The sequence below is a fragment of the Rhodothermales bacterium genome, assembly GCA_017643395.1.
Lineage (GTDB): Bacteria > Bacteroidota > Rhodothermia > Rhodothermales > UBA10348 > JABDJZ01.
In genome coordinates this window covers 399,517-421,458 of record JAEPNP010000003.1, presented here as the reverse complement: position 1 = coordinate 421,458, position 21,942 = coordinate 399,517, and the positions used below count along the sequence as shown (strand labels likewise).

General features: G+C 64.0%; 16 protein-coding genes. 7 read left to right on the top strand and 9 right to left on the bottom strand.

Annotation, left to right across the window (positions count from 1 at the left end; genetic code table 11):
- A complete protein-coding gene (locus tag JJ896_12310; protein MBO6780428.1) occupies positions 1-1,131 on the top strand; it encodes a CoA transferase in 1,131 nt (376 codons plus the stop codon).
- Positions 1,128-1,814: a gamma-glutamyl-gamma-aminobutyrate hydrolase family protein gene (locus JJ896_12305; protein ID MBO6780427.1), complete on the top strand. Its 687-nt coding sequence runs from the start codon at positions 1,128-1,130 to the stop codon at positions 1,812-1,814. The genes JJ896_12310 and JJ896_12305 overlap by 4 nt, the downstream gene beginning before the upstream one ends.
- 5 nt (positions 1,815-1,819) lie before the next feature.
- Here the strand turns inward: JJ896_12305 and JJ896_12300 are convergent, their stop codons facing one another.
- Both JJ896_12300 and JJ896_12295 read right to left on the bottom strand, forming a co-directional pair.
- Positions 1,820-2,257: a c-type cytochrome gene (locus JJ896_12300; protein ID MBO6780426.1), complete on the bottom strand. Its 438-nt coding sequence runs from the start codon at positions 2,255-2,257 to the stop codon at positions 1,820-1,822.
- Complete coding sequence (locus JJ896_12295) at positions 2,254-2,754, bottom strand: MOSC domain-containing protein (GenBank protein ID MBO6780425.1); 501 nt, start codon at positions 2,752-2,754, stop codon at positions 2,254-2,256. Before JJ896_12295 ends, JJ896_12300 begins: the two co-directional genes overlap by 4 nt.
- Before the next feature lie 130 nt (positions 2,755-2,884).
- Between JJ896_12295 and JJ896_12290 the strand changes: the two genes are divergently transcribed.
- The gene (locus JJ896_12290) at positions 2,885-3,322 is read left to right on the top strand and encodes a hypothetical protein (GenBank protein MBO6780424.1); all 438 of its coding nucleotides are present in this window, start codon (positions 2,885-2,887) and stop codon (positions 3,320-3,322) included.
- 26 nt (positions 3,323-3,348) lie between these two features.
- Here the strand turns inward: JJ896_12290 and ppk1 are convergent, their stop codons facing one another.
- From ppk1 to JJ896_12275, 3 genes are read right to left on the bottom strand one after another with little or no spacing between them, the layout of a single operon-like run.
- The gene (ppk1, locus tag JJ896_12285; protein MBO6780423.1) at positions 3,349-5,580 is read right to left on the bottom strand and encodes a polyphosphate kinase 1; all 2,232 of its coding nucleotides are present in this window, start codon (positions 5,578-5,580) and stop codon (positions 3,349-3,351) included.
- Positions 5,580-7,448 carry a DNA primase gene (locus tag JJ896_12280; protein MBO6780422.1) on the bottom strand — a complete coding sequence of 623 codons (1,869 nt, stop codon included), beginning with the start codon at positions 7,446-7,448 and terminating at the stop codon, positions 5,580-5,582. The genes ppk1 and JJ896_12280 overlap by 1 nt, the downstream gene beginning before the upstream one ends.
- Before the next feature lie 32 nt (positions 7,449-7,480).
- On the bottom strand, positions 7,481-7,618 hold the full coding sequence (locus JJ896_12275; protein MBO6780421.1) for a hypothetical protein: 138 nt from the start codon (positions 7,616-7,618) through the stop codon (positions 7,481-7,483).
- A gap of 111 nt (positions 7,619-7,729) precedes the next feature.
- Here JJ896_12275 and JJ896_12270 point away from each other — a divergent pair, with 111 nt between their 5' ends.
- Both JJ896_12270 and JJ896_12265 read left to right on the top strand, forming a co-directional pair.
- Positions 7,730-9,205, top strand: a complete 1,476-nt coding sequence (locus JJ896_12270; protein ID MBO6780420.1) for a S8 family serine peptidase — start codon at positions 7,730-7,732, stop codon at positions 9,203-9,205.
- Positions 9,198-9,749 (top strand): N-acetyltransferase, encoded by a 552-nt coding sequence (locus JJ896_12265; protein MBO6780419.1) that lies wholly within the window; start codon positions 9,198-9,200, stop codon positions 9,747-9,749. The genes JJ896_12270 and JJ896_12265 overlap by 8 nt, the downstream gene beginning before the upstream one ends.
- Here the strand turns inward: JJ896_12265 and JJ896_12260 are convergent, their stop codons facing one another.
- A complete protein-coding gene (locus tag JJ896_12260; protein MBO6780418.1) occupies positions 9,750-10,085 on the bottom strand; it encodes a hypothetical protein in 336 nt (111 codons plus the stop codon).
- A 199-nt stretch (positions 10,086-10,284) separates the two neighbouring features.
- On the opposite strand from JJ896_12260, the gene JJ896_12255 reads away from it, so the two are divergent.
- The gene (locus JJ896_12255) at positions 10,285-11,646 is read left to right on the top strand and encodes a deoxyribodipyrimidine photo-lyase (GenBank protein ID MBO6780417.1); all 1,362 of its coding nucleotides are present in this window, start codon (positions 10,285-10,287) and stop codon (positions 11,644-11,646) included.
- On the top strand, positions 11,646-12,128 hold the full coding sequence (locus tag JJ896_12250; GenBank protein ID MBO6780416.1) for a GAF domain-containing protein: 483 nt from the start codon (positions 11,646-11,648) through the stop codon (positions 12,126-12,128). Before JJ896_12255 ends, JJ896_12250 begins: the two co-directional genes overlap by 1 nt.
- A 13-nt stretch (positions 12,129-12,141) precedes the next feature.
- On the opposite strand, the gene JJ896_12245 is transcribed toward JJ896_12250, so the two are convergent.
- The 3 genes from JJ896_12245 to JJ896_12235 are packed head-to-tail and all read right to left on the bottom strand — an operon-like array spanning position 12,142 to position 21,874.
- On the bottom strand, positions 12,142-13,782 hold the full coding sequence (locus tag JJ896_12245) for a hypothetical protein (GenBank protein MBO6780415.1): 1,641 nt from the start codon (positions 13,780-13,782) through the stop codon (positions 12,142-12,144).
- Between the two features lie 29 nt (positions 13,783-13,811).
- Positions 13,812-14,819: a hypothetical protein gene (locus JJ896_12240; GenBank protein MBO6780414.1), complete on the bottom strand. Its 1,008-nt coding sequence runs from the start codon at positions 14,817-14,819 to the stop codon at positions 13,812-13,814.
- Positions 14,816-21,874 carry a carboxypeptidase regulatory-like domain-containing protein gene (locus tag JJ896_12235; GenBank protein MBO6780413.1) on the bottom strand — a complete coding sequence of 2,353 codons (7,059 nt, stop codon included), beginning with the start codon at positions 21,872-21,874 and terminating at the stop codon, positions 14,816-14,818. Before JJ896_12235 ends, JJ896_12240 begins: the two co-directional genes overlap by 4 nt.
- Positions 21,875-21,942 lie beyond the last annotated feature (68 nt).

The window sequence follows — 21,942 nt, the reverse complement described above, 5'->3', positions numbered from 1 at the left end:
GTGCTGGAGGGCCTGCTCGTCGTCGAGCTGGCGACCGTGCTGGCGGGGCCAAGCGTCGGCCAGTTTCTGGCCGAGTTGGGCGCGCGTGTGGTCAAGGTCGAGCCGCCTGCGGGAGACGTGACCCGGTCCTGGCATCGGGCGGCTGAAAACCCCGACGACACGGCCTCGTATTTCAGCGCAGCGAACTTTGGCAAGGAATCCGTGGTGCTGGACCTCCGGGACACCGAGGCCGCCCGTGCCGCCAAAGCACTGGCGGCCAGGGCCGACATCCTCATCGCCAGTTTCCGCCCCGGGCACGACGCCAGATTGGGGCTCGACCCGGAAACGCTGCTGCTGGAGAACCCGGGACTCATAGTTGCCACGGTATCCGGATACGGCCGAGACTCCGATCGCGCCGGTTACGATGCGGTCATCCAGGCCGAATCCGGCTTCATGGCGATGAACGGTTATCCGGACCGCCCCCCCGTCAAACTGCCTGTGGCCCTGATGGACGTGCTGGCGGCCCACCACTTGAAGGAGGGCATTCTTCTGGCGCTGCTGGACCGGCAGCGCACCGGCAAAGGCAGGCATGTGACCATTTCGCTGCTCGATGCCGCTGTTTCTGCGCTGGCCAACCAGGGCAGCGGCACCCTGCGAACTGGACAGCCTCCCGTGCGCATGGGATCTGCACACCCCAACATCGCCCCCTATGGGACCGTGCTCCAGTGCTCCGACGGCGAGTCGATTCTGCTGGCCGTCGGCAGCAGTCGGCAGTTTGAGGCCGTCTGTGAAGCACTGCATGTCCCGGTCGATGCGCAGTGGCGCACAAACGCCGGTCGGGTCAGGCAGCGCCAACAACTCGAATCGCGGCTCCAGGCGGCCGCAGCCGGAGTTGCCAGTGACACGTTGATGGCTGGGCTGGAAAAATGTGGGGTGCCGGCCGGCCGGATTCGGCACGCCGGCGATGCACTCGCCCGCTCTCCTTACATGGTCCTCGAGCCTGAGGGGATCCGGCAGTGGCCGGCCGGATTCCGGGAACTGTCTCCCCCGCCTGACCTTGGTGCCCACACCGAACTCGTATTGGCGGAACTGACTGACCTGGGCGGAGCGGCCATCGCCCGAATCATCGCCCTGAACACCCCGGACGCATGAAGAGGCCTCTGATAGGCATCACCACGTCGTTAAAGGACGGCAAACAGGAACTGGACGCGAGGTACGCGGATGCTGTTGAAGCTGCCGGAGGGATTCCTGTGGTATTGCCGACCACCACGGATCCAGGCGTGGCCGAAGCGCTTGTGGACCTTGTGCAGGGACTGGTGATCACCGGTGGGCCTGCGATCCAGGAGGGACTGATCGGCTCGCTGCCCGACGACATCAAGCCCACCGACGCCCGCCGGTCTGCATCAGACAGGCTGTATCTGGAACTGCACCGAAGGCGCAGTGCGCCCGTGCTGGGGATCTGCTACGGCATGCAGCTGATCAACGCGGTGGCCGGCGGCACCATCCACGCAGACGTGCAGTCCGCCCTGGAGGGAACGGGCGTGCACTCCAGCGAGCGAGGCGGCACTTCGCACGCATTCACCGCCGAACCCGACACCTGGATCGCGAAGCTTCTCGGAGAGGAGCCGCGTTCGGTGAACACCTATCACATCCAGGCCCTGGCATCCGTGGGCCAGGGATTCCGGGTGGCCGGCCGAGCCGACGACGGCGTCATCGAAGCCATCGAAAACGAAGACGGCTCGGTACTGGGCGTGCAATTCCACCCGGAGCGTCAGGTGACTGATCTGCTCCCGTTATTCAAGCACCTCGTAGCCCGGGCCGCAGACAGATCCTGAGCCGGTCATTCAGGCGCGGCGGTGAGCTCCTGGATGGTCCACATCGGTCCAGAGCCGAATCGCTGACGCTCTGCCGCAACCTGGTCGGGCTCAATGAGCCCACCGGCTCCAAACTCCGTACGCACAAACGTGAGTACCGCGGCCAGCTGCTCGTCCGTGAGGAAGGCGTGGGGCGGCATCATGTTGTTGTATTCACGGCCATTCACCTGAATGGGGCCCCGCAGGCCACGTAGCGTCAGCCGAATGAGCAGCGAATCCGGCAGACTGACCCAGGGGCTGTCCTTTAGAGGCGGGAAAGCTTCATTGACACCGAGTCCGTCGGCGGCGTGGCAGGCTGCGCAGGTGGTCGCGTAGACCTCGGCGCCCGTCGTTCCCCGTTGTTGCGGCGGCGTGGTACACGCCGCAACGACAACACCCAGCACCAGGGGAAGCACACGCTTCATGCGCTCACCTCGGCAACAACCTCGATCGGGTCGCCCACCGCGATTTCTCCCGATCGTTCTACCGAGAAGAGGGCACCGCGCAGCCCCGCTGCCGCAGCCTCAAAAGCCTCGTGCCCGGCCCGCTGTCTGAACAGCGCACATGGGCGATGCGGTTTCTCGCTGCGAACAAGCACCACATCACCAATCATGAGCCGATCCCCGGCGTTCAGTGCACCGAGATCCACGCCGCGCGTAATCAGATTGTCGCCGGGCACGTCCGGCGCAACCCGCATCGCACGCAGCACCTCGATCGCCATTGCGGTGACCTCCCGACCAGGAATCAACTCCCCCTTCCACCACGCGGTGCGGTCGTGATCACCCTCGAACCCCTTGCCGGCTACGACCAGGGTCCGTTCCAGGGGCAGGTGCTCGCCCGGTGCGGGTTTTCCGACCAGGTACGCCACGCTTGCCGGTTGGCCGAAGCCGGATCGCATCACGGACTCAACGATGTCGTTCATGCCGAAAACCTACGTCGACCGCCGCACGAGCGACATGAAATAGCGGGGAAAGGAGCCCAGGCGCGATCATTTGACGCTGTCGTTCCGAATCCTGCTCGGTGAACCGGTCCGAGTGTTCGTATCGTCCCTCATGCTCAGAACGTTGTGGAAAGAGGCGCTTGCCCTCCCCCGGGATGCCGGCACGCTACGCCGTTTTGGCCTGGTCGTAGGCGGTGTCTTCCTTGCCATCGCAGTGTTTCTGATGTGGCGCTCGGACTGGGTCCCCGGCACCGCGGCAACCGTACTGATCGCCGTCGGGACTCCCCTCGTGATGCTCGGCACGCTGCTTCCGGGTGCATTGCGCACCGTGTATCCGGCCTGGATGCTCATTGCGCTGGTCCTTGGCACGATCATGACGCGTGTCCTGCTGACGCTGGTTTTCCTGCTCGTCGTGACCCCCATCGCTCTCATGCTTCGCCTTGCGGGCAAGGACCCCATGAACCGCCGGCCGGACCCGGGCATGCGCACGTACTGGATCACTCGCGATGCGGACTCCAATGACCCGGCGCGCATGGAGAAACTGTACTGACCGACCTCCACCCGCGGGGCGGCGGATCAGGTGATGTCCCAGGAGCTGGATTCTGTCGCGTCCTGGCGATGAATGTGCATCAGTTGCTCCTGAAATCCCGGCTCTTCGAGGCCGTCCGCCGGCATACGGAGTTGATACTGGCCGTCGGATCCGAGCTCCCACGCAGAGCGATTGTCCAGCAGCGCCAGCTCAAGGGTATCGATCAGCCGCTGGCGAGCACTCTCGTCATCTATCTCCAGCACGGCTTCCACCCGGTCATCCAGATTGCGACGCTGCCAGTCCGCGCTTCCGATGAAGACCTGGTGTTCCTCGTTGTTGCGGAACCAGAAAATGCGGCTGTGCTCGAGAAAACGACCCAGGATGGACACCAGACGAATGTTGTCCGAGATCCCCGGCAATCCGGGCCGCAGTCGGCAATGCCCTCGCACGATCAGGTCGATGCGCACACCGGCCTGAGAGGCGCGGTAGAGCTCCTGGATCATGACGGTGTCGTCTAGCGCGTTCATTTTCGCGACTATACGCCCATCGCCGTGCTTCTCGTGCAACTCCACTTCGCGGCGCACAAGCTGCACGAATGTGCGGCGCATGTCCCGCGGCGCCACGACCAGTTTCTTGTAGTGCTGCTCCGGGGCATAGCCGGTCAGATAGTGAAACAGGTTGATGATGTCGTAGCCCACATCGGGATCGCACGTGAAGTACCCGATGTCGGTGTAGAGCTTGGCCGTTTTCTGGTGATAGTTGCCCGTCCCGATGTGGCAGTAGGCTCTCAGACCGTCCTCTTCTTCGCGGATGACGAGCGTCGTCTTCGTGTGCGTCTTCAGCCCGACCAGGCCATAGGTCACATGCACGCCGGCTCGTTCCAGCAGTGCGCCCCATTCCATGTTGTTGGCCTCATCAAATCGCGCCTTCACCTCGACAAGCACGGCGACCTGCTTCCCACGCTCGGCGGCCCGAATCAGCGCGTTGACGACACGTGAGTCATCCGAGGTGCGATACAGGGTCTGCTTGATGGCAACCACCTTCGGATCCACTGCGGCGTCCTCGATGAAGCGCAGTACGCTGGCGCTGAACGCCTCGTAGGGATGGTGCACCATGATGTCGCCGCCCCTGATGACCGAGAACATGTCCACCCGGTCCTTGGCCTCCCCTGCATGGCGCAGACGCGACGGAATGACCGGATCCCAGGGCCGGAACTGCAGCGCGGGAATATCGATGCTTGCGATGTTGTGCAAGTCCGTCAGATCCAGCTCGCCGTCGACGTCAAAGATGTCCTCCGGGGAGAGCTGCAGCTCGCGTGTCAGCAGAGCGCGCACGTCCTCTGAAGCCGAACTTGCCAGCTCAAGCCGGGTGACGGGCGCAAAGCGCCGTTCCCTGAGCTCCTCCGCGATCATCTCGATCAGATCGTCCGCCTCTTCCTCATCCCGCCGGATGTCCGCATTGCGCGTCAGTCGAAACGTGTGAGCACCCACGACATCCATGCCGCGGAATACCTCGCCGACATTGGCCGCGATCACCTGCTCGACGGGCACGTAGCTGTGACCGTCCCCGGGAAGGCGCACAAACCGGCCGCGGGAGGTAGGAACCTTCAGCCGCGCAAAGTGCTCGGTGCCTCGCGTGGGGTGACGCAGTGTCACAGCCAGGGAAAGGCTCAGATTGGAGATGAACGGGAAGGGATGTCCCGGGTCGACGGCCAGCGGAGTCAGGACCGGGAAGATGTTCTTCTGGAAGTACTCGCGCAGGAAGGCGTGCTCCGTCTCAGCGAGTCCATCGTAGTCCAGAATGCGGATACCGGCCTGATCCGCCAGGGCCGGCTTGAGGGTATTCACCCACACATCGCACAGCGCATCGTGCATTGGACGCACGGCATGCTGCGCCAGGCGCAACTGCTCCAGCGGTGTGCGGCCGTCGGGACTCAGCGTCACCACCCCCGCGGCGGCCTGGCGCTTCAAACCACCGACGCGCTTGCGAAAGAACTCGTCCATGTTGGACGTGGTGATGGCCGCGAAGCGTACCCGCTCCAGAAGGGGGGTGCGTTCGTCAAGTGCCAGGTGCAGCACCCGCCAGTTGAAGTCCAGCCACGACAATTCACGATTGAAATACAGCGCCGGATGATCCAGCTCGGCCCCGGTCGCAACCGGCTGTGGATCGACGGCCCGAGGGACAGCCGCATGCAGGCGAGGTTTGCTGGGCGAGGGGACGCCAGGCGTATCGTGCGGAGATGAATCTCCGCCGGAAGAACTCAATCGAGTAGTGGCCATCAGTTCAAAAACTCTCGGTCTTCAATTTTTCTGCGCAGCTGCTGCAGCCCTACGAGCTCTTCCTGAAGAGGCCGCACTTCACGCCCTTCGCGCTCTGCAATATGGATGCCATGCCGAAGTCCGGCAATCATCTCGTCCAGACGGTCCAATTTGAGCAACGTCATGGCTCCAGAGGCCGCTGCACGGGCGTTCTCATTGAATTGCGGCACGGTGATGCGCCGCTTCTTTTCCCAGTTGTCGGAGGGTTCTTCCCGATCCGTCAGGATCTCAGCAGCCAGACGCTGGATCCCGGTGCCCAGCGTGCCGTCAAGAAATGACTGTTTGCGTATTTCTCCTGACTCGAATTGCTGGACCAGCGCGTGCGCGGTTCGGCGCGACGGGCCCTCGGTAAACTCGTCCAGGGCCGTGCGTGACAAAATGAAACTGACCATGGGCGAGCCGTGGTCGAGCATCAGGCGCAGCAGGGTCTTCTCTTCGGGCAGCGGCTGGCGTTCAGCACTCTGCGGTACCTGCGCGGCCGGCTCCTGCGCCGGCTCCCGGCGCTGTCGGCGCTGTTGATTCCGCGCTTCACGCTTGCGATCGGCCTGCATGGCCCGCCGCAAATACACATCCGGCACCCCGAGCACCGACGCCGCCCGCTGCACATAGGACTCACGCATCAACTGGTCGGGGATTCGTGAGACCAGCTTCATGATGGCGTGATGCGTCTCGGCGCGCGAGTCAGGCTCGTCCAGACTGCCCTTGGCCCTTGCTCTTCCGTGCAGGTAGGTGACGAAATCCTCCCTCCGGTCAGACATGGCAGTCTCAAAGGCCTCGGCGCCGAACTTCTGCACAAACGTGTCGGGGTCCTCCCCTTCGGGCAGCGAAACCACGTAGGGCGCCATGCCTGCCTGCAGCAGGAGGTCGATGCCGCGCACCGTGGCCTTGGCGCCGGCGGCATCCGCATCGTACAGCATGATGACGCGGCGAGCATATCGACCGATGAGCTTCACCTGATCCGACGTGAGCGCCGTGCCCGAACTGGCAACCACATGCTCCACGCCAGCCTGGTGCAGCGCGATGACGTCCGTGTAGCCTTCCACAAGCACCACCTCCTCACGCCCTCTGATGGCGTTCTTGGCGTGATAGAGCCCGTACAGCACCTTGCCCTTGTGGTACACCTCGGTCTCGGGAGAGTTGATGTACTTGGGCTGATCGTCCGCTTTCTCCAGAATCCTTCCACCGAAGCCGAGCACCTTGCCGACGTGGCTGAGGATGGGGAAAATCAGTCGGTGGCGGTAGCGGTCATAGTATCCCGACCCATCCCGCCGGGGAAGAACCAACCCGGCGGCTTCCAGCATGGACTCGCTGATCCTGGCCTCCGTGGCAGCCTTCAGCAGTCCGTCCCACTCATCCCGCGCATAGCCGACACCGAACCGCTTGACCATTTCCGGCTCAATCTGCCGTTTGGCCAGGTAGTCCCTCGCCACAGCTCCCGTCTCCTCCCGAGTGAGCTGCTGGTAGAAGTAGCGTGCCGCGAAGTGCAGCGCATGCAGGATGGCCTCCCGTTCCGACGCACCCTCATCTACGCCGTCCGGCTGCTCGATGACGATTCCAAGCCGCTCGGCGAGCAGCGTCACCGCCTCGGGGAACGTCAGGTTCTCCACCCGACTGATGAAGCTGAAGACGTCTCCCCCCTCCCCGCAGCCGAAGCACTTGAAGATGCCCAGCGAGGGGTTGACGTTGAACGATGGAGTCTTCTCGTTGTGAAACGGGCAGAGTCCGACGTAATTCGAGCCCCGTTTTTTCAGTCGCACGTAGTCTCCGACCACATCCACGACGTCCGCGGACGAGCGGACCGACTCAATGGTGTCGTCGGAAATGCGCATGCAACGAGGAGTCGGGCCGACCCGGCAATGGATCAGGCGATGGGCTCAGAGACCACCTGGGCAGTTGAGGTCTGCCCTTCGACAGGGCCGATTTCAGGCTTGTCGGAGCACTGGCAGGCGGACAGGCCTGCGGACATCACGAACAGGAGGCTCAGGAGCAGTTTCTTCATCACTGGGGAAATGTGTAGGTAGTCCGGGCAGCATTCCCGGTGGTGAAACCAGCAGCCCGCCATACCGTAGCGATCCGCTGGGAGCGTTTATCCTATTCCCGCCTGAACACCATGTTTCTGACTGCCGCGCTGACTGTCGGGGGATCTGTCCTGCTGGGACTGGCCGCCCGAAAGGACGACAAAAACCCCTTCTTCGTGCTCGGCGGATTGGCCCTGCTGGGAATTGCCGTGTTTATGCGGCTGACGGGGACGGGGCCCTTGCTGGACTCCGTGGGCTTTGCGGCTGCTGAGCTCGGCGCGGGACTGCTCATCATCGCCGGCATGGTCGCCGGCAAAAAGGAGCAGGCCCGGTCCTTCTTCATGCTCGGCATGGGATCCATGGTCCTCGGCGTGGTCATCATTCTCTTGCGTGGCAGCATGTTCTCGTCCTCGGAGCAGGTCACGCTGCTCGTTGAACTGGGCCCGGACGACAGTTATGAGGAAATTGCGGCGGTGGTCGAAGCCCACCAGGGCGTCGCCGAGCGCGCCTTTCCCATGGTAGACCTCGCCGAGGATGAGGACCTGGCCCAGGTGTACCTCATTCGGCTTCCCAAGGATTGTCGGGAGGCGTTGCGCAAGATTCTCGACCTCGACACCGAAAACGTCGACCACACGGAGTTGAACCCCACGTTCAGCCTGGATCTGCCCGCCACCGAGCCCATCGAGGAGATGCTCCCGCTGGATGTTCTGGAGAATGACCCGCTGGTGGGCTCTCAGTGGGCCCTGGAGGCCATTCGCGGTCACGAAGCCCACGCCCTGCTTCAGGATGCCGAGCCGGTGCGCAAGGCGGTCGTCGCCATCGTCGACACCGGTGTCGACGCCTCGCATGAGGACGTGAGTTCGGTCTTCGGCGAGTCCCCGGGCTCCCGCGACCGGCATGGACACGGCAGCCACTGCGCGGGCATAGCCGGAGCCACCACCAACAACGGCCTTGGTGTGGCATCCCTGAACTGGGAGGGCCGGTTCGTCACCATTCTCGGGTTCTCGGCCCTGGGTGACAATGGTCTCGGAACGGCCGAAAGCACGGCAGAGGGCATCATTTCGGCCGCCGAGGCCGGTGCCGACGTCATTTCGCTGTCGCTGGGTGGTCAGAGCCCCATAACGCCAAAAGTGATGGTCGATGCGGTCAAGTTTGCGCGCAAGCGCGGCGCCGTCGTGATCGCTGCAGCAGGCAATTCCAATATCGACGCCAAAAAGAGCGTGCCCTCAAACATCGAGGGCGTGATCGCCGTCGGCGCCGTCAACGAACGCCTGGCCAAGGCGCCGTTCTCCAATACCAACAGCAGCCTGTCGCGCCCCATTTCGGCGCCGGGCACGAACATCCTGTCGCTTCGCCCCGGTGGCGGCTACGTGAAGCTTTCGGGCACCTCCATGGCGACACCCATGGTCTCCGGCCTGGCCGGCGTGCTGCGCGCGTTGAATCCGGAACTGACGGCCGATGAGGTCTACGGCATTCTCAAGGACTCCGGTCGCTCCGTTGCGGGATCGGGCACGGTCGGTACGATGATCGATGCCGAACAGGCCGTTCGATCGGTGCTGGATGCCTGAGCCGGAGCGCAGGATCCGCAAGGCCACGATGCGGGACGCAGACCGCATCGCCCGGATCTATAACCAGTCGATCCGGCTCCGCGATGCGACCATGGACACCGATGACCTGGCCGCCTCGGACGTTGCGCTGTGGATAGAGAAACAGGGTCCCCGAGAGGACCTGCTGGTGGTCGAATCAGGCGATGAGTTCGCCGTCGTTGGCTGGGGAATCATCAAGACCTACCACCCTCGTCCGGGCTACGCAGTGGCTGCCGAAACGTCCGTGTACGTGGACCGCTCCCTGACCGGCCAGGGCCACGGTTCGGCCATGCAGCACCGTCTCATGGAGCGATGCCGCGAACTAGGCTACCATCACCTGGTGGCCAAGATCTGGGCAGGCAACGACGGCAGCATCCGCATGCACGAGCGCTTCGGATACGAACGGGTAGGCATCCAGCACGAAATCGGATTCGTGGACGGGGAGCGCCTTGATGTCGCGATCCTGCAGTGCGTGCTGGGCGGCGGCACCGGGAAACCCGTTCCGGGGGGGCCGGCGCCTGCCTGATCAGCGGTAGAGTACCGTCGTAGGGCCGTCGCAGAAGATGTAGTCGATGTCGTAGAAGACTTCTTCCAGCAGTCCATCCCGCCCCACCTGCATGTGTGAGCGGCTGTCCAGATTGCCGGTCCTGGGATCCCACGATACCCCCTGAAAGCGATCAAGCATCTCCTCTACCTGCTCGCGTTTGGGGCCGTCGATCCAGACGACATCGATTCCGTGAATGTCGCGTCGACCTTGCGGCTCGGCGATGTTCACTGCAAAGAGGGTCCCCGGATACGCGTCAGAGAGCGTTCGGGAAATGAGTTCAGCCGTAGCCTTGGCTGATACGTTTACGGTACGCATGATTACCGTGGATTCAATCGGTTCTGTGTGTCAGTGACCGATCGGCATCGAGGGCTGCGTCGGGGTAACGCCGATCCTCCGCAAGTAGAGTACGGGCCCAAACACCCGATTCGCTTTTTCCGTGAGGTCCGGGATCTGCCCGAACGTAGAGGCAAGCGGTCACGTACATCGGGGGTCTGTGTGTACGATCCCTCTCCGAATGCCTCCTGTCATCGTCTGGTTTGAAAACGATCTCCGCAAGTCGGATCACGCGGCCCTGCAGGCCGCAGCCGATTCCGGGCAGCCGGTCATACCATTCTTTGCCTGGAATGGCGGTGAAGGCTGGGCGGACGGCAGCGCATCCCGCTGGTGGCTGCACCATTCGCTGGCGGCCCACGCCGAGGCGTTGCAGGCCGCGGGCCTGCAGCTTGTGATCCGGCAAGGGGATCCGGCCGACGAGGTGGTCCGGCTTGCCTGCGAAACCGGGGCAGAGGCGGTGTACTGGCAAGAGCGCCCGGAGCCGCATCGCGCTCGCCGGGACGATGAAATCCAGCGCCGGCTTGAGGAAAAGGACATCGATGTACGCAGATTCGCCGGCGCCCTGCTGCACAACCCGGATGCCATCCAAACGGGTTCAGGTGGTCCGTACAAGGTGTTCACCCCCTTCTACAAGAAATTCCTGGCGGAGGGCACGCCGGTCGACGAACCGAGCGGCACGCCTCGATTCTCGGATGTTCAGGCCACCCCAGACGTCTCAGGTACTCCGCTGGAAGCGCTGGAGCTGTTGCCAAAAATCGATTGGGCCGGAGGCATCGATGCGGCCTGGAATCCCGGCGAACGATCAGCCAGGGGCAAACTGTCTCAGTTGGACATGTCGGACTACGCGGACGAGCGCGACATTCCGTCCATCGATGGGACCTCGCAGCTGTCTCCGCACCTTCACTTTGGGGAGATCTCGATCCGGCAGGCCTGGCACGCCTCGAGCGACGAAGATTTTCGCCGCGAACTGGTCTGGCGCGACTTTGCGCATCACGTGCTGCATCACTTCCCGCACACGGTAACCGAGCCGCTTCGGGAGGAGTTTGAGGCGTTCCCCTGGCGCGAGGATTCGCAGGCCCTTCAGGCCTGGCAACAGGGTCGAACCGGCTATCCCATGGTCGACGCCGGCATGAGGCAGCTCTGGGAAACGGGCTGGATGCACAACCGCGTGCGCATGATCGTTGCTTCCTTCCTCACGAAACACCTGCTCCTGTCCTGGCGACACGGGCAGGCATGGTTCAACGACACCTTGGTCGATGCCGACCTGGCAAACAATACCTTCGGCTGGCAATGGGCCGGAGGATGCGGAGCGGATGCGCAGCCGTTCTTCCGCATTTTCAATCCCATCACGCAGGGCGACAAGTTTGACCCGGACGGAGCATACGTGCGAAAATGGGTGCCGGAACTGAAAGATGTACCGGACAAACACCTCTTCGAGCCTTGGGATACCGACGTGGTGCCGGAGCAGTATCCCGCGCCCATCGTTGAGCACAAGGAGGCCCGGGAACGGGCCCTGGAGGCTTATCAGAAGCTGAAGAACTGATGCAGACCATCACCCACCCCGACAAGGCAGACACGTACCGCGAGGTCAGGCGCACCATCGACGCCCTACTGGAGGGAGAAACGGATTGGGTGGCCGCCATGGCGACAGTGGCTTGCGAACTCCACCACGCGTTCGATCACTATGACTGGACGGGGTTCTACCGCACTGTAGAACCCGGCATGCTGGCCGTCGGGCCGTATCAGGGCACCCACGGCTGTTTGCGCATTGCGTTCGGCCGGGGCGTCTGTGGCGCGGCGGCCGAAAGCCGGCAAACCCAGCTGGTGCCGGATGTCGAGCTGTTTCCGGGCCACATTGCCTGCTCCTCCAGCACCCGGTCGGAGATCGTGGTACCAGTGCTGAACCCGGAGGGTCAGGTAATCGCCGTGCTGGATGTGGACTCCAATCGCGACGACGCGTTTGATACCACGGACCAGGCGTACCTGGAGGATTTGTGCGAAGAACTGGGGAGGCGCTTCGGCTAGAAGGCGAGGCGGGTCAGGGCTCGCGGCGGCCGAGTCTCCATGTGAGCGACGTTCGCAACAGCAGGTCGGGCACTCCGACCGCCGTGACGCCGACGTCCAGGTTTTCGAACACGGTGTAGGAGCGGGCAAGCGCAAAGCCCGACGGCATGGCCCCGTCCAGAAGCCGGTTCAAATCGGAGCGAACGTTTCGCTCGACGCCGCTGACAATGGGAGAGCCATAGACCACACCGCCTCCGATGCGATAGTGCGGCTCACGATACTCCGTCGTTCCGGCAAAGGCCTGCATGATCAGGCCGTCGAAATCGAGAAATAGCAGGCGGACCGGAAGCAGCGCCCACCCGAGCCCTTTCATCCGGTCGGGAAATCGCAGATCCAGTGCGGCTCGGACCTCGTAGTCGAGCGACTTGCCCACCCGAAACACCTTGGGCTCTCCGCGCCGGCTCCCGTAGGTGCCCTCCATGGACAGTTCCCCCATGTAGTGCACGTAGTTGGCCGACAGCGTGTGCGGACCCAGCCCCAGATCCAGGGTTACCATCACTTCATCCGGCCGCCGATACGTGGCTGAGGTACCCAGGGAGTCCGAGGTCTGACGGGTCAGATTCGGCTTGGCGAGGTCCAGTCGTTCCACATCCATCAGCTCCTCCTCGAATGGCCCCGGATCCGGGCTGCCTGCCAGGTTCAGAAACGACGGGAGGTACCCCCTGACTGTGGCCGAAGGGTCGGCCAGTCGGATGTCCTGTGTCCAACGGCCGTCCACCATCAGCGTGAGCACTCCGCCCTCGCTGGCGAAGCGCAACCCGGAGCGTGCGCTCCACGCCGACCCCCGGTAGTCCGCCTGGGCGCGCCAGTAGAGGTCGTTGGTTTCATCCGCGGACAGATTCGGGTCGGACGGATCGTTGAAGAAATACTGCTGGGAGCCGCTGAGCACGATCATCAATTCCGGCTCCACGGACCAGTCGATCACGGTCGATGCGGTCGTGCGACTGACCGAGGCCCCGAAATCCCAGGATCCCAGGTCGTCGGAGGCAAAGCGGTAACCGAATCCGGTCGCGAGCACGTCGAGATCCAGGCGCAGGCCGGATGCGCCGCTCAGTTGACCCAGCACGTCGATGTCGATGGTCTGGGAGCCGCTTCGCCGGCCCGCGTCCAATACAAACTCGATTCCCGCGGCGCGAAAATCCGCGGCAAGGGACACCGGCCGATGGAATCCGGCAGCGATGGTAAAGCCCTCGAGCAATTCGTGCGCGGCGGCAACCGACACCAACTGGCGCGGCTGGCCCGCGGCGAGACCCGCAATGGTCGTGTAGTCCGGCGTGCCGGAGAAGGCATAGTCGGCAAGGAATTCGTCGGTGGCCGAGCGCACATCCTCCTGCGAAAGGAGCGCATGCTGCAGCCCCGGTATGGTTGCGTTCGTAATCCCGGCCCGCCCGGCCAGAAGGACGCCCGCTCCCGCATCGGCCAGTTGCGCGGGGGCCGAGAACAGGACCCCCGGTCCTCCCCTGAGCCTTCCGTTCAGCACGCCTCCGACAGCGTTGATCCCCGGGCCGGCTCGGTACATGGCCAATCGCAGCCCTGACTCGACACTGCCTCCCCGCCAGTCTTCCACCCGGAACGATTCATTGCTCTGGGACCAGGCCGGCGTAACGACCCACATGGCGAGGAGATAGGGTAGGCACCGCTTGATCATCGCAGCACCATGCGAATGCCGACCTGCTGCGTCAGGCCGAGAAAGCTTGAGGCGTACGCGTACGAGGCGATCACCCGAAATGTCGATGTACCGGGGGAGGCAAGTGCGAAGCCTGCCGTCAGCACATCGTCTCCTCTGCCGTTGAAGCGCCTCTCAGTGCCGGCCCTGAGTGTGATCACGGGAACCGGCCCCCATTCAGCCCCCACACGTACCGCATGATCCAGCTCCGGATCGAGTGCCGGGCGAACGTCCATCAGGATCTGCGCACGGGGGCCCGCCGGCAGTGCCGCCCCCACCACCAGTTCCAGCGGCAGTCCTTCCTGATAGCTCGCATTGGTGGCAGCAGCTGATCCGCTGTTCCAGGTCACGCTGGACAGCGGGTTGCGAACGACGACTGCGAAGGCTGCCCTCCCGGCGAAGTACTGTGCGCCCGCGGCGAGCGTGAAGCCCAGCGCATCTCCCTGGACCTGTCGCGCAATTCCTGCCTCGATTTCCCCCGGATCGAATACCTGATAATCGGATGGCGCCAGGGCATTGCGGCCAAACACAGCGCGAAGCACCCGGCCGCCGAGCCCGACGGACAACGGACCGAATCTCCTGGCCGCGACCACCTCAGCGGTGGTTTCCTGCAGCACGTCGTCGCCAGACTCGGAAAGGCCCACCGCGAGCCCCCAGCGACGCCCGGTCCGGAAACCGACGTGTGCAAGGCCCGCGGGCACTACGCCGAAGGCGTCGATATAGACCATCGATACGTCCAACCTCGGAAGACGCGCCACCGAAGCCGGGTTCCAGGAAGCCCCCTCGACGCCGGTTAGCGCTGTCCCGGCATATCCCATCGCGGCCTGCCTGGTGCCGATTCCCGGGTCCACGAATGCCGCCTGGATGGAGCTCAGTGACTGGGCCGATGCCGCGTGTGCCAGCGCGATGCACGAGATGCCCAGCATGAGCAGCCGCAACGTCGTTGCACCCCAGCCATTCCGCGCTATCGTGACGTAGCAACTCACTTGACCAGTACCACCGGAATCAGCTCGCTCGTTACTCCCGAGGTGTCCTCGGCCCGGATCTCGATCAGGTAGCGCCCGTTGCGGGCCAGCGTGCCCGAGTCGGTCAGCCCGTCCCAGGTGATCAACCTTCTGGATGAGGCCGATCCGTACCTCCCGGGTTCCTGGGGTTCGGACTGAAGAAGAGTACGTACGAGTTCGCCGCGAGTCGTGAAGATGCGTACGCTGACAGATGCCGGCGGCGTTTCTGTCGTCAGCACGTAACCGATTTTCAGGGGCGCCAGCGTCGGCGAGAAGGGATTCGGCAGCACGGCGACGTGGCGCAGTCCGAGCGCTTCATTCGCAGCCAGTACGCCGTACTCCGAGAGGTGATGCACGCGATCAGACCGGACGAAGTCTGCCTCATCGACTGACTCGACAAGGTGCCATTTGAGCGTTGACGCGTCGAATCGAGCCAGCGTGCGGGTACCCTGAAGCAGGCGCAGGGTTGGGTCCGACGGCAGTTCGACGACGGCCGGCAACAGCAGGGAATCTCCCGGCAGTGCCTCGTCGGCGCGCATCGAGAACCGCACCAGACGCTCCCCTGCGGTATGTCTCACGGACGCGCCCTGCGGGAATGCGTTTCGTTTGGGACCACGAAGCGCCGGCCTGGACAGCCCGATCTCTGAGTAAAACGGTATGGCGCCTTCGGGCAGTGTTAAACGAACGCCTTGCCCATCGTGAAGGGAAGCGGATGAACCGGGTGCCAGACGACGAACCAGCGAGAGCGCAGTCCTGGCTTCCTGGCCCGATCGGTCGTCCCGAGCCGTGATGACCACGGGCCCGATGAAAGAGGCGTCCGAGGGCTGGAAGAAGCCAGTTGAGCTCACGGAGCCCGCACCTGGAGGGTCGACGCTCCAGCGCAGACCTGCGCCCAGGATCTGACTGACTCCATCTGCCGTCTCGGCCCTGTAGGAAAGCTGCACGCCGCCTCCCTCGTTCGCGACGGTCGGCTCGGGCACACTCACCAGCAGCGATGCCGGCGAGAACTCGCCCGCGACAAAGTCGGCCACGACTTCCTGCTGCTCACCCTCAAGACGAATGCTCGCGACCAGACGGAATGCTCCGGCCTGGTGCACAACCAGCGTCGCCCGCTCTCGATGCTCGGAGTCGGGGGCAATCTCGGCACCGTCGCCGATCAGGCTCCAGGAAACCTGGCCGGGGCCGGCCGATGTGAATCGATCCTCTATCGAGGACCCGAGGCCGTCCCGCAATACCAGCTGGAGTGCGTACGTGTCCCCCGATCGCACCCTTGCCCCGTTCAGAGCCGGCTCGATGCGCGCGCTTGCCAATGCTCCGGGCGCCTGAGGAATGAGAGTGAGGCCGGACTGCCGATAGGTCAGACCCGACGCGGCTGCCTCAACCTGTATGCTGTACGGCACCGGGTCGGTCGACCTCAGCGGCGGCAGCTGAGCCACCAGATTGCCCGAGACCTGCGCCATCGGAACTTCGAGGACGGCGCCGGCGGATTCGTACGTGACAACCGCGGAGACATCGGTCAGTTCGGTGCCGGGAGTCACCTCGACTGCAATGGTCACCGGTTCGGCACTCGACACCGTTTCCGGACTGGCGTGGAAGAACGGCAGCGATACACGGAGGCTGGCCTGCGCCATGTTGTCTGGCAAGTGGACCACCATCCCGTCGCCTGAGGGCCTCAGCCGGCCTGGAGCATCCACGGACACGCGGTACAGACCTTGTCCCAGCTCGGCCGGCGACTCAAAGTTTCCTTCGTCTGCCTCCCCTTCTACTCGATGTCCTCCCGGACCCTCCAGCGCCACGCTGGCCGGTAACGGGTTCGAGCCATCGTCTACCTGCACCGTGATGCGTCCGGAATCCAGTGTCACGTCCGGAAGCACGGTCACCTGACCCACCAGTGCCCCCGGTAGCGCGTAGACCAGGGTCTGCATCCGTCCCGCCTGTGGTTCGTACCGGAACGTATAGACGGTCGAGTCCGGTGCCGGACGATCCAGCGGAAGGCTCTCGAACAGGTAGACGCCGTTGGGTCCGGAGACCGTCTCCAGGCGATCACGGGCTTCGGCAACTACGCGCACACCGGCCTGACCCGCACCCTGGTACAGGACCCTTCCGCTGACGCGCACCGTCGCCCGATCCAGGAGAAAGTCTTCGCCGGAGGCGTGCTGACCTTCGTCCAGCTGAAGCTCTCTGGAGGCGGGGTTGTATCCGTCGGCGCGGGCCTGCAATCGATACCTGCCGCCGCTAAGCCTGGCCAGTTGGTATTGATTCTCGTTCACCGTCGCCGTCATCGACGTGCCGGTGGCCAGATGCACTGCGGTAACGGTGGCTCCGGCTAACGCACTGCCGTCGGGAGCCTCCACCCGCCCGCTGATGCGACCGGTTGCCTCAAGAAGGGAAAACTCCATCAACACGGGCACGGCTGAGACGAGCTGGACTTCCCGGAACGCCGGATTCGCAGAAAACCCGGCCTTACTGGGCCTGACCGTGTAGCTCCTCAGCAACGGGAGCTCCTGAAACACCACCGTGCCGTCTGCGGCCGTTCGGGCACTGCGAACCACGAGGCCGTCGCTACTTGCAAGCACCACCTCGATGCCGACCTGAGGCTGACGAAGCACATTGACCACCTGAGCCTCGATGGACCCCACCGAAGCCTGAGCGGCAAAGGAAGCTTCCACCGTGCCCCCCTGAGACAGGGTCACGTCCCTGAAAGCCGGCTGGAAGCTCACGCCCGAGCGCTCCGGCACTACGCGGTATGAGCCGGCCGGAAGGAGCGTAAACAGGAAACTGCCGCCTTCTCCGGCCCCCGTCACAGCAACGACTTCAGAGTCTGGCAGGCGCAAGAGCCGGACCGAGGCAAGTCGGATGCCGGCGTTTCCTGAAATGGTGCCCGTCTCGACGGCAACTACAAGCTGGATGGCCGGTGCCGTGCCTTCGCTGTTGAACCGGACCACCTGACTCGCATTTCCATACCCCGGCCTTGAGATTCCTGTTCGAACCGACCATTCGCGGTCCGGGTCGAGTCCGGTGATGACAAACGTGCCGTCCTCGCCGGTGACTGCCGCCTGCGTTTCCCCGGAGGAGCTGGCGACCACGCGGACCGGAAACCCGAGCGGCACACCGCTCCCATCCGCGACCGTGCCCTCAATTCTGCCCGTTGCGGCTTCGATGCGCAGCAGCAGACCCTCTTCCGGAGCGGTGGCCTGCGTCTCCAGAGTCCGATACCCCTCGCGCGACGCCGTGACCTGGTAGTCGCCCGCGGCGAGACCGGTCAGCAGAAAAGCGCCTTCCCCGTTGGTCCTGACGGACGCGGTGCCTAGACCTCCCGTCACGCGCACCAATACGCCCGCCACCGGCAGGTCTTCCGAGTCCCGCACAAGGCCGCTGACGCGAGCAGCCCGGGCAGTCATCTCCAACTGGCCCAGGTCACGCTCCGACGCTTCTGCCAGCGTGACGGCCGGAAGCAGCAGCGACTCGAATCCGGCCGCCTCGACCTGGATGGTCGCCACGCCGGCCGGCAGGCCGCCGATGCGGAACGATCCGTCCGACTGCGATGTGGCCTGCCTCAATGCACCTTCTGCGGTGAGGGCAACCAGCGCCTGGGGAACCGGTAGCCCGGATGAAACCAGCCTGCCGGTCACGGCCGCTGATGCCGGAACCAGTTCGGACGAGGCCCTCACATTTTCGCCCGGCGATACCACGATGCCCGACAGGGAGTCCACAAGGAATCTCGGCGCCGACACGACCAACTCGTAGATGCCTGCCGACAGATTGTCGATCCGCGCAAGTCCCGATCCGTCTGCAAACGCGACGCGCCCCTCTCCGAGCTGAGCGGCGGCATCAATCCGTGCTTGAACCGGGCCTTCAGATGAAAAAACCTGTACCAGCAGCGTTCCCGTGGTCTCATCCAATCGAAAGTCAACCGCGCTCCTGCGCTCACCGATCGCGAGCGTCAATTCGCGCTGCTGACTGGCCATCCCGGCAGCGGAGACTCGAATGGTGTGCATGCCGGCGGACAACGCCAGGGAATAGGATCCGTCGAATCGGGTTCGAGTGCGGTGCACGAGCCCACCTTGTGTCGCCACGACAAGCGCGTTCGGAACGGCAGCCCCCGAGCCATCGCTGACCTGCCCCGCAATGGATGCACTCTCGGGCTTCAGGTCGACCGCCAACGTGTGCCTCGAACCCGCGTTCAGAGCTGGAACATCATACTCCCTGCTCTCGAAGCCCTCGCGAGAGACCTGAACCATCAACCCCTCGTCCGGAGTCACGGGCAAGGCGAAGAGTCCATCGGTGCGGGTAACGGTTGTCGCGTCCCGGGTGCCCGAGACGGCGATCCGCGCGCCGGAAACCGGAGCCCCTTCGCTGGTCACCGAACCCTGAAGGGTGGCACCGCGCGGTTCCAGGTCCAGGACCAGCCCGTCCACAATGTGCCCGGCCGTCAGGACCAGTGAAGGAATTGATGCGGTCGCATAGCCGGCCTGGGAGGCTACAAAGGTCCAGGATCCCCCGGACAAGCCGAACTCAAAGCAGCCGTGGGACCCGGCACGGACAGACACCGTGGTCTCCCCTCGTCGCGCATCGACCCGGGCAAACGGAACAGGAACCCCGCCGCTGAACACCCGGCCGGAGACGGTGGCGGCCGTAGCCCCAAGCGCAAAGTCTACACCGCGCAGTTCATCACCCGGACCAATGCCAATCTGGTCGGTCCTGGTCAGGAATCCGCGCTTGGCTGCCGTGATGGTGTGTGAGCCCGCACGAACCGACAGGGTATAACGACCCTCCGCGTCGGTGGTGGTGGCCGGAGCCAGATCGTCATCCACGGCCGACCAGATGCGTACGCCTTCCAACGGCACGCCGACCGCATCGGTCACCTGACCGCTGATGGCAGCCTCTGCCGTTCTGAGCTCATGATCGACGCCGTCGACAGACTCCGCATATCCGATTTCGAACGCCACGGGATTTGATGCAAGCGCATCTGCGGCACGAGCTCGGATTCGATAGGCGCCGCTGCCAAGCGACAACACGTATCGACCGGACGCGTCAGTTTGCGTCTGGAGCAACGCCCCGGACGCAGGAATAGCTTCTACGGTAGCTCCCGCCGCAACCCCTCTGGTCACGGTGCCGTCGATCGTGCTGACCCTGAACACGGTGCCGCTGACCTGGCTGGCCTGCTCGGTAAGTACAACCAGCACTCCCGAGATCCGGTCTCCCCGTTGCAGGGTCACCTGAACCGGATTGGCTCCGAGAAAGCCCTCCTTGCTCGCCGAGAGTGCCCATCGCCCCGCCGCCAGGGTAAGGTTGAACACCCCGTCACCGTCTGTGGTGACCTCCTGCGACATCGAGCCGCTTTCGGCTCTGAGCGTCGCCAACTGGACCGATTGACCGGACTCGTTGATGACACGGCCCGTGACGAACGCGGCGACGGGCTCCAGCACAAGGGCCGACAGTTGAAGTTGCGCTCCCGGCTCGACATCGATTTCCTGCACGGCGTCTGCATAGCCGTCCAGAGACCCCGTCACACTGTACCGGCCGGGGGCCACGCTGAAGGAGAAACGCCCCCTTGAATCGGTCAGCACCGTGCGCACCACCCGGTCGCCGGACTGCATGACGACACGAACGTTGTCCAGCGCAGCGCCGTCGGAGTCCTGGGCGATGCCGGAGACACGCGCCGGCAGGGGCGTCATGGGCAGGATGAACTCGGTGCGCTCATCGACGCCGATGGAAACGGTGACCGTGGTATCCGCAAACTGCTCATGCGTCGCGGTGAAGGTGTAGCGACCGCTGACCAGACTGTCGGCATACGACTCGGCGGTGTTTACAAACGGCACCACTGGCGCATATCGTCCATCCAGGTTCGTCACCGTGACGCGCACGCCCAGCACCGGGGTGTCGTCGGCGGTTGAGCGCGGACGAAAGCGGAACGCTCCCATGGAGGTGTCAAAGCGGAATCTCCGCGAGCTGCTGAGTCCCGCCGAACCATCAGGTTCATTCGGAATGACAGTCCAGGTGTACGCTCCTCGGCGCAGGAGGCGGAACGCGTCCAGCGTGATCCTGGTCACCGGCGTCGTTGTGGTAAACACCGGCACATTGCCGACGCTGCTGCCGATTGTCTGGCGCTCGGTCAGCGTAAAGGTGTATGACGCCGCGCCGCGAACGTGCTCCCACTCGAAACGGATCGTGCGTGAATCGACAAATTCCGCGTCCTGCTGCGGCACGGCCAACTGGGGTTCGGAGAGCCCTGAAAACGCCTCGTAGGTGAAAGCCACGACCCCTCCGAAGGCTTCACTAACCAGCGATGCGTCGGTCTTGCTGTACGTGTTCACGACCGTGAAGTAGTACTCCTGACCCGGGACCAGAGGCGGCGCGGGCAGATCGGGAAACGGACTGTCTGGAGAGGACTGCCCGTACTGGGCCGAGGTCTCGGTGGTCAGGGCACCCCATACCGGCGTGAGCCCTTCGACAACGGGGTCATTGGTGACCGGGTTGGTCCGGATCTGAAACGGCGTGCTGGAGACGGCAAGCACGTATGCGGGAACACCCGGAACCGCCTCCCACTCGAACGTGGGCGTCGATCGGAAGATGGTTCCTCGTGGGCCCAGAATCGTCGGGGCCACAGGAGACTCGACAACGAGCTGGAAGTCCTTGGAGAACCTCACAGTGGGATCGGTAGCAGCCTCGGCCCGAATTCCGGCCTGTGTCGTCGCCGCAGAGGTCGTCAGCGACGCGTGATAGACTCCGACGGGCAACCCCAGTCCCGAGGGCGTAAACTCACGGGTAGTCAATCCGGAGACGTCAAGACTCACGCGGCCGTACTGCCCGGGGAAGTCTCCGATCTTCAGCTGCATGCCTGGCGCAGCCGGGGACCAGCCGATGCGAATGGTCTCGTCCGGCCTGAACAGGGCTGAGGGGAAGGTGCTGCTGCCGACGACAAGCCGTGGCGTGTCCACGGATACGTTCTGGGCATGAGTGGATGTCGCCGTACCGGTCAGTGCCAGCACGGCCAACATTGCGGCCTTGGTCGATATGATCTTGACAGGGTTCACCCTACCCAGTCAGGATCGACCGAATCAGTCCGTACGTAAGGCGAGCAGGCTGCGCGAGGCTGGCCCGT

Excerpts from the sequence above, each read along its gene's own strand:
- JJ896_12305 (MBO6780427.1), top strand. The coding sequence starts at position 1,128 with ATGAAGAGGCCTCTGATAGGCATCACCACGTCGTTAAAGGACGGCAAA.
- JJ896_12300 (MBO6780426.1), bottom strand. The coding sequence starts at position 2,257 with ATGAAGCGTGTGCTTCCCCTGGTGCTGGGTGTTGTCGTTGCGGCGTGT.
- JJ896_12295 (MBO6780425.1), bottom strand. The coding sequence starts at position 2,754 with ATGAACGACATCGTTGAGTCCGTGATGCGATCCGGCTTCGGCCAACCG.
- JJ896_12290 (MBO6780424.1), top strand. The coding sequence starts at position 2,885 with ATGCTCAGAACGTTGTGGAAAGAGGCGCTTGCCCTCCCCCGGGATGCC.
- ppk1 (MBO6780423.1), bottom strand. The coding sequence starts at position 5,580 with ATGGCCACTACTCGATTGAGTTCTTCCGGCGGAGATTCATCTCCGCAC.
- JJ896_12280 (MBO6780422.1), bottom strand. The coding sequence starts at position 7,448 with ATGCGCATTTCCGACGACACCATTGAGTCGGTCCGCTCGTCCGCGGAC.
- JJ896_12275 (MBO6780421.1), bottom strand. The coding sequence starts at position 7,618 with ATGAAGAAACTGCTCCTGAGCCTCCTGTTCGTGATGTCCGCAGGCCTG.
- JJ896_12270 (MBO6780420.1), top strand. The coding sequence starts at position 7,730 with ATGTTTCTGACTGCCGCGCTGACTGTCGGGGGATCTGTCCTGCTGGGA.
- JJ896_12265 (MBO6780419.1), top strand. The coding sequence starts at position 9,198 with ATGCCTGAGCCGGAGCGCAGGATCCGCAAGGCCACGATGCGGGACGCA.
- JJ896_12260 (MBO6780418.1), bottom strand. The coding sequence starts at position 10,085 with ATGCGTACCGTAAACGTATCAGCCAAGGCTACGGCTGAACTCATTTCC.
- JJ896_12255 (MBO6780417.1), top strand. The coding sequence starts at position 10,285 with ATGCCTCCTGTCATCGTCTGGTTTGAAAACGATCTCCGCAAGTCGGAT.
- JJ896_12250 (MBO6780416.1), top strand. The coding sequence starts at position 11,646 with ATGCAGACCATCACCCACCCCGACAAGGCAGACACGTACCGCGAGGTC.
- JJ896_12245 (MBO6780415.1), bottom strand. The coding sequence starts at position 13,782 with ATGTGGGTCGTTACGCCGGCCTGGTCCCAGAGCAATGAATCGTTCCGG.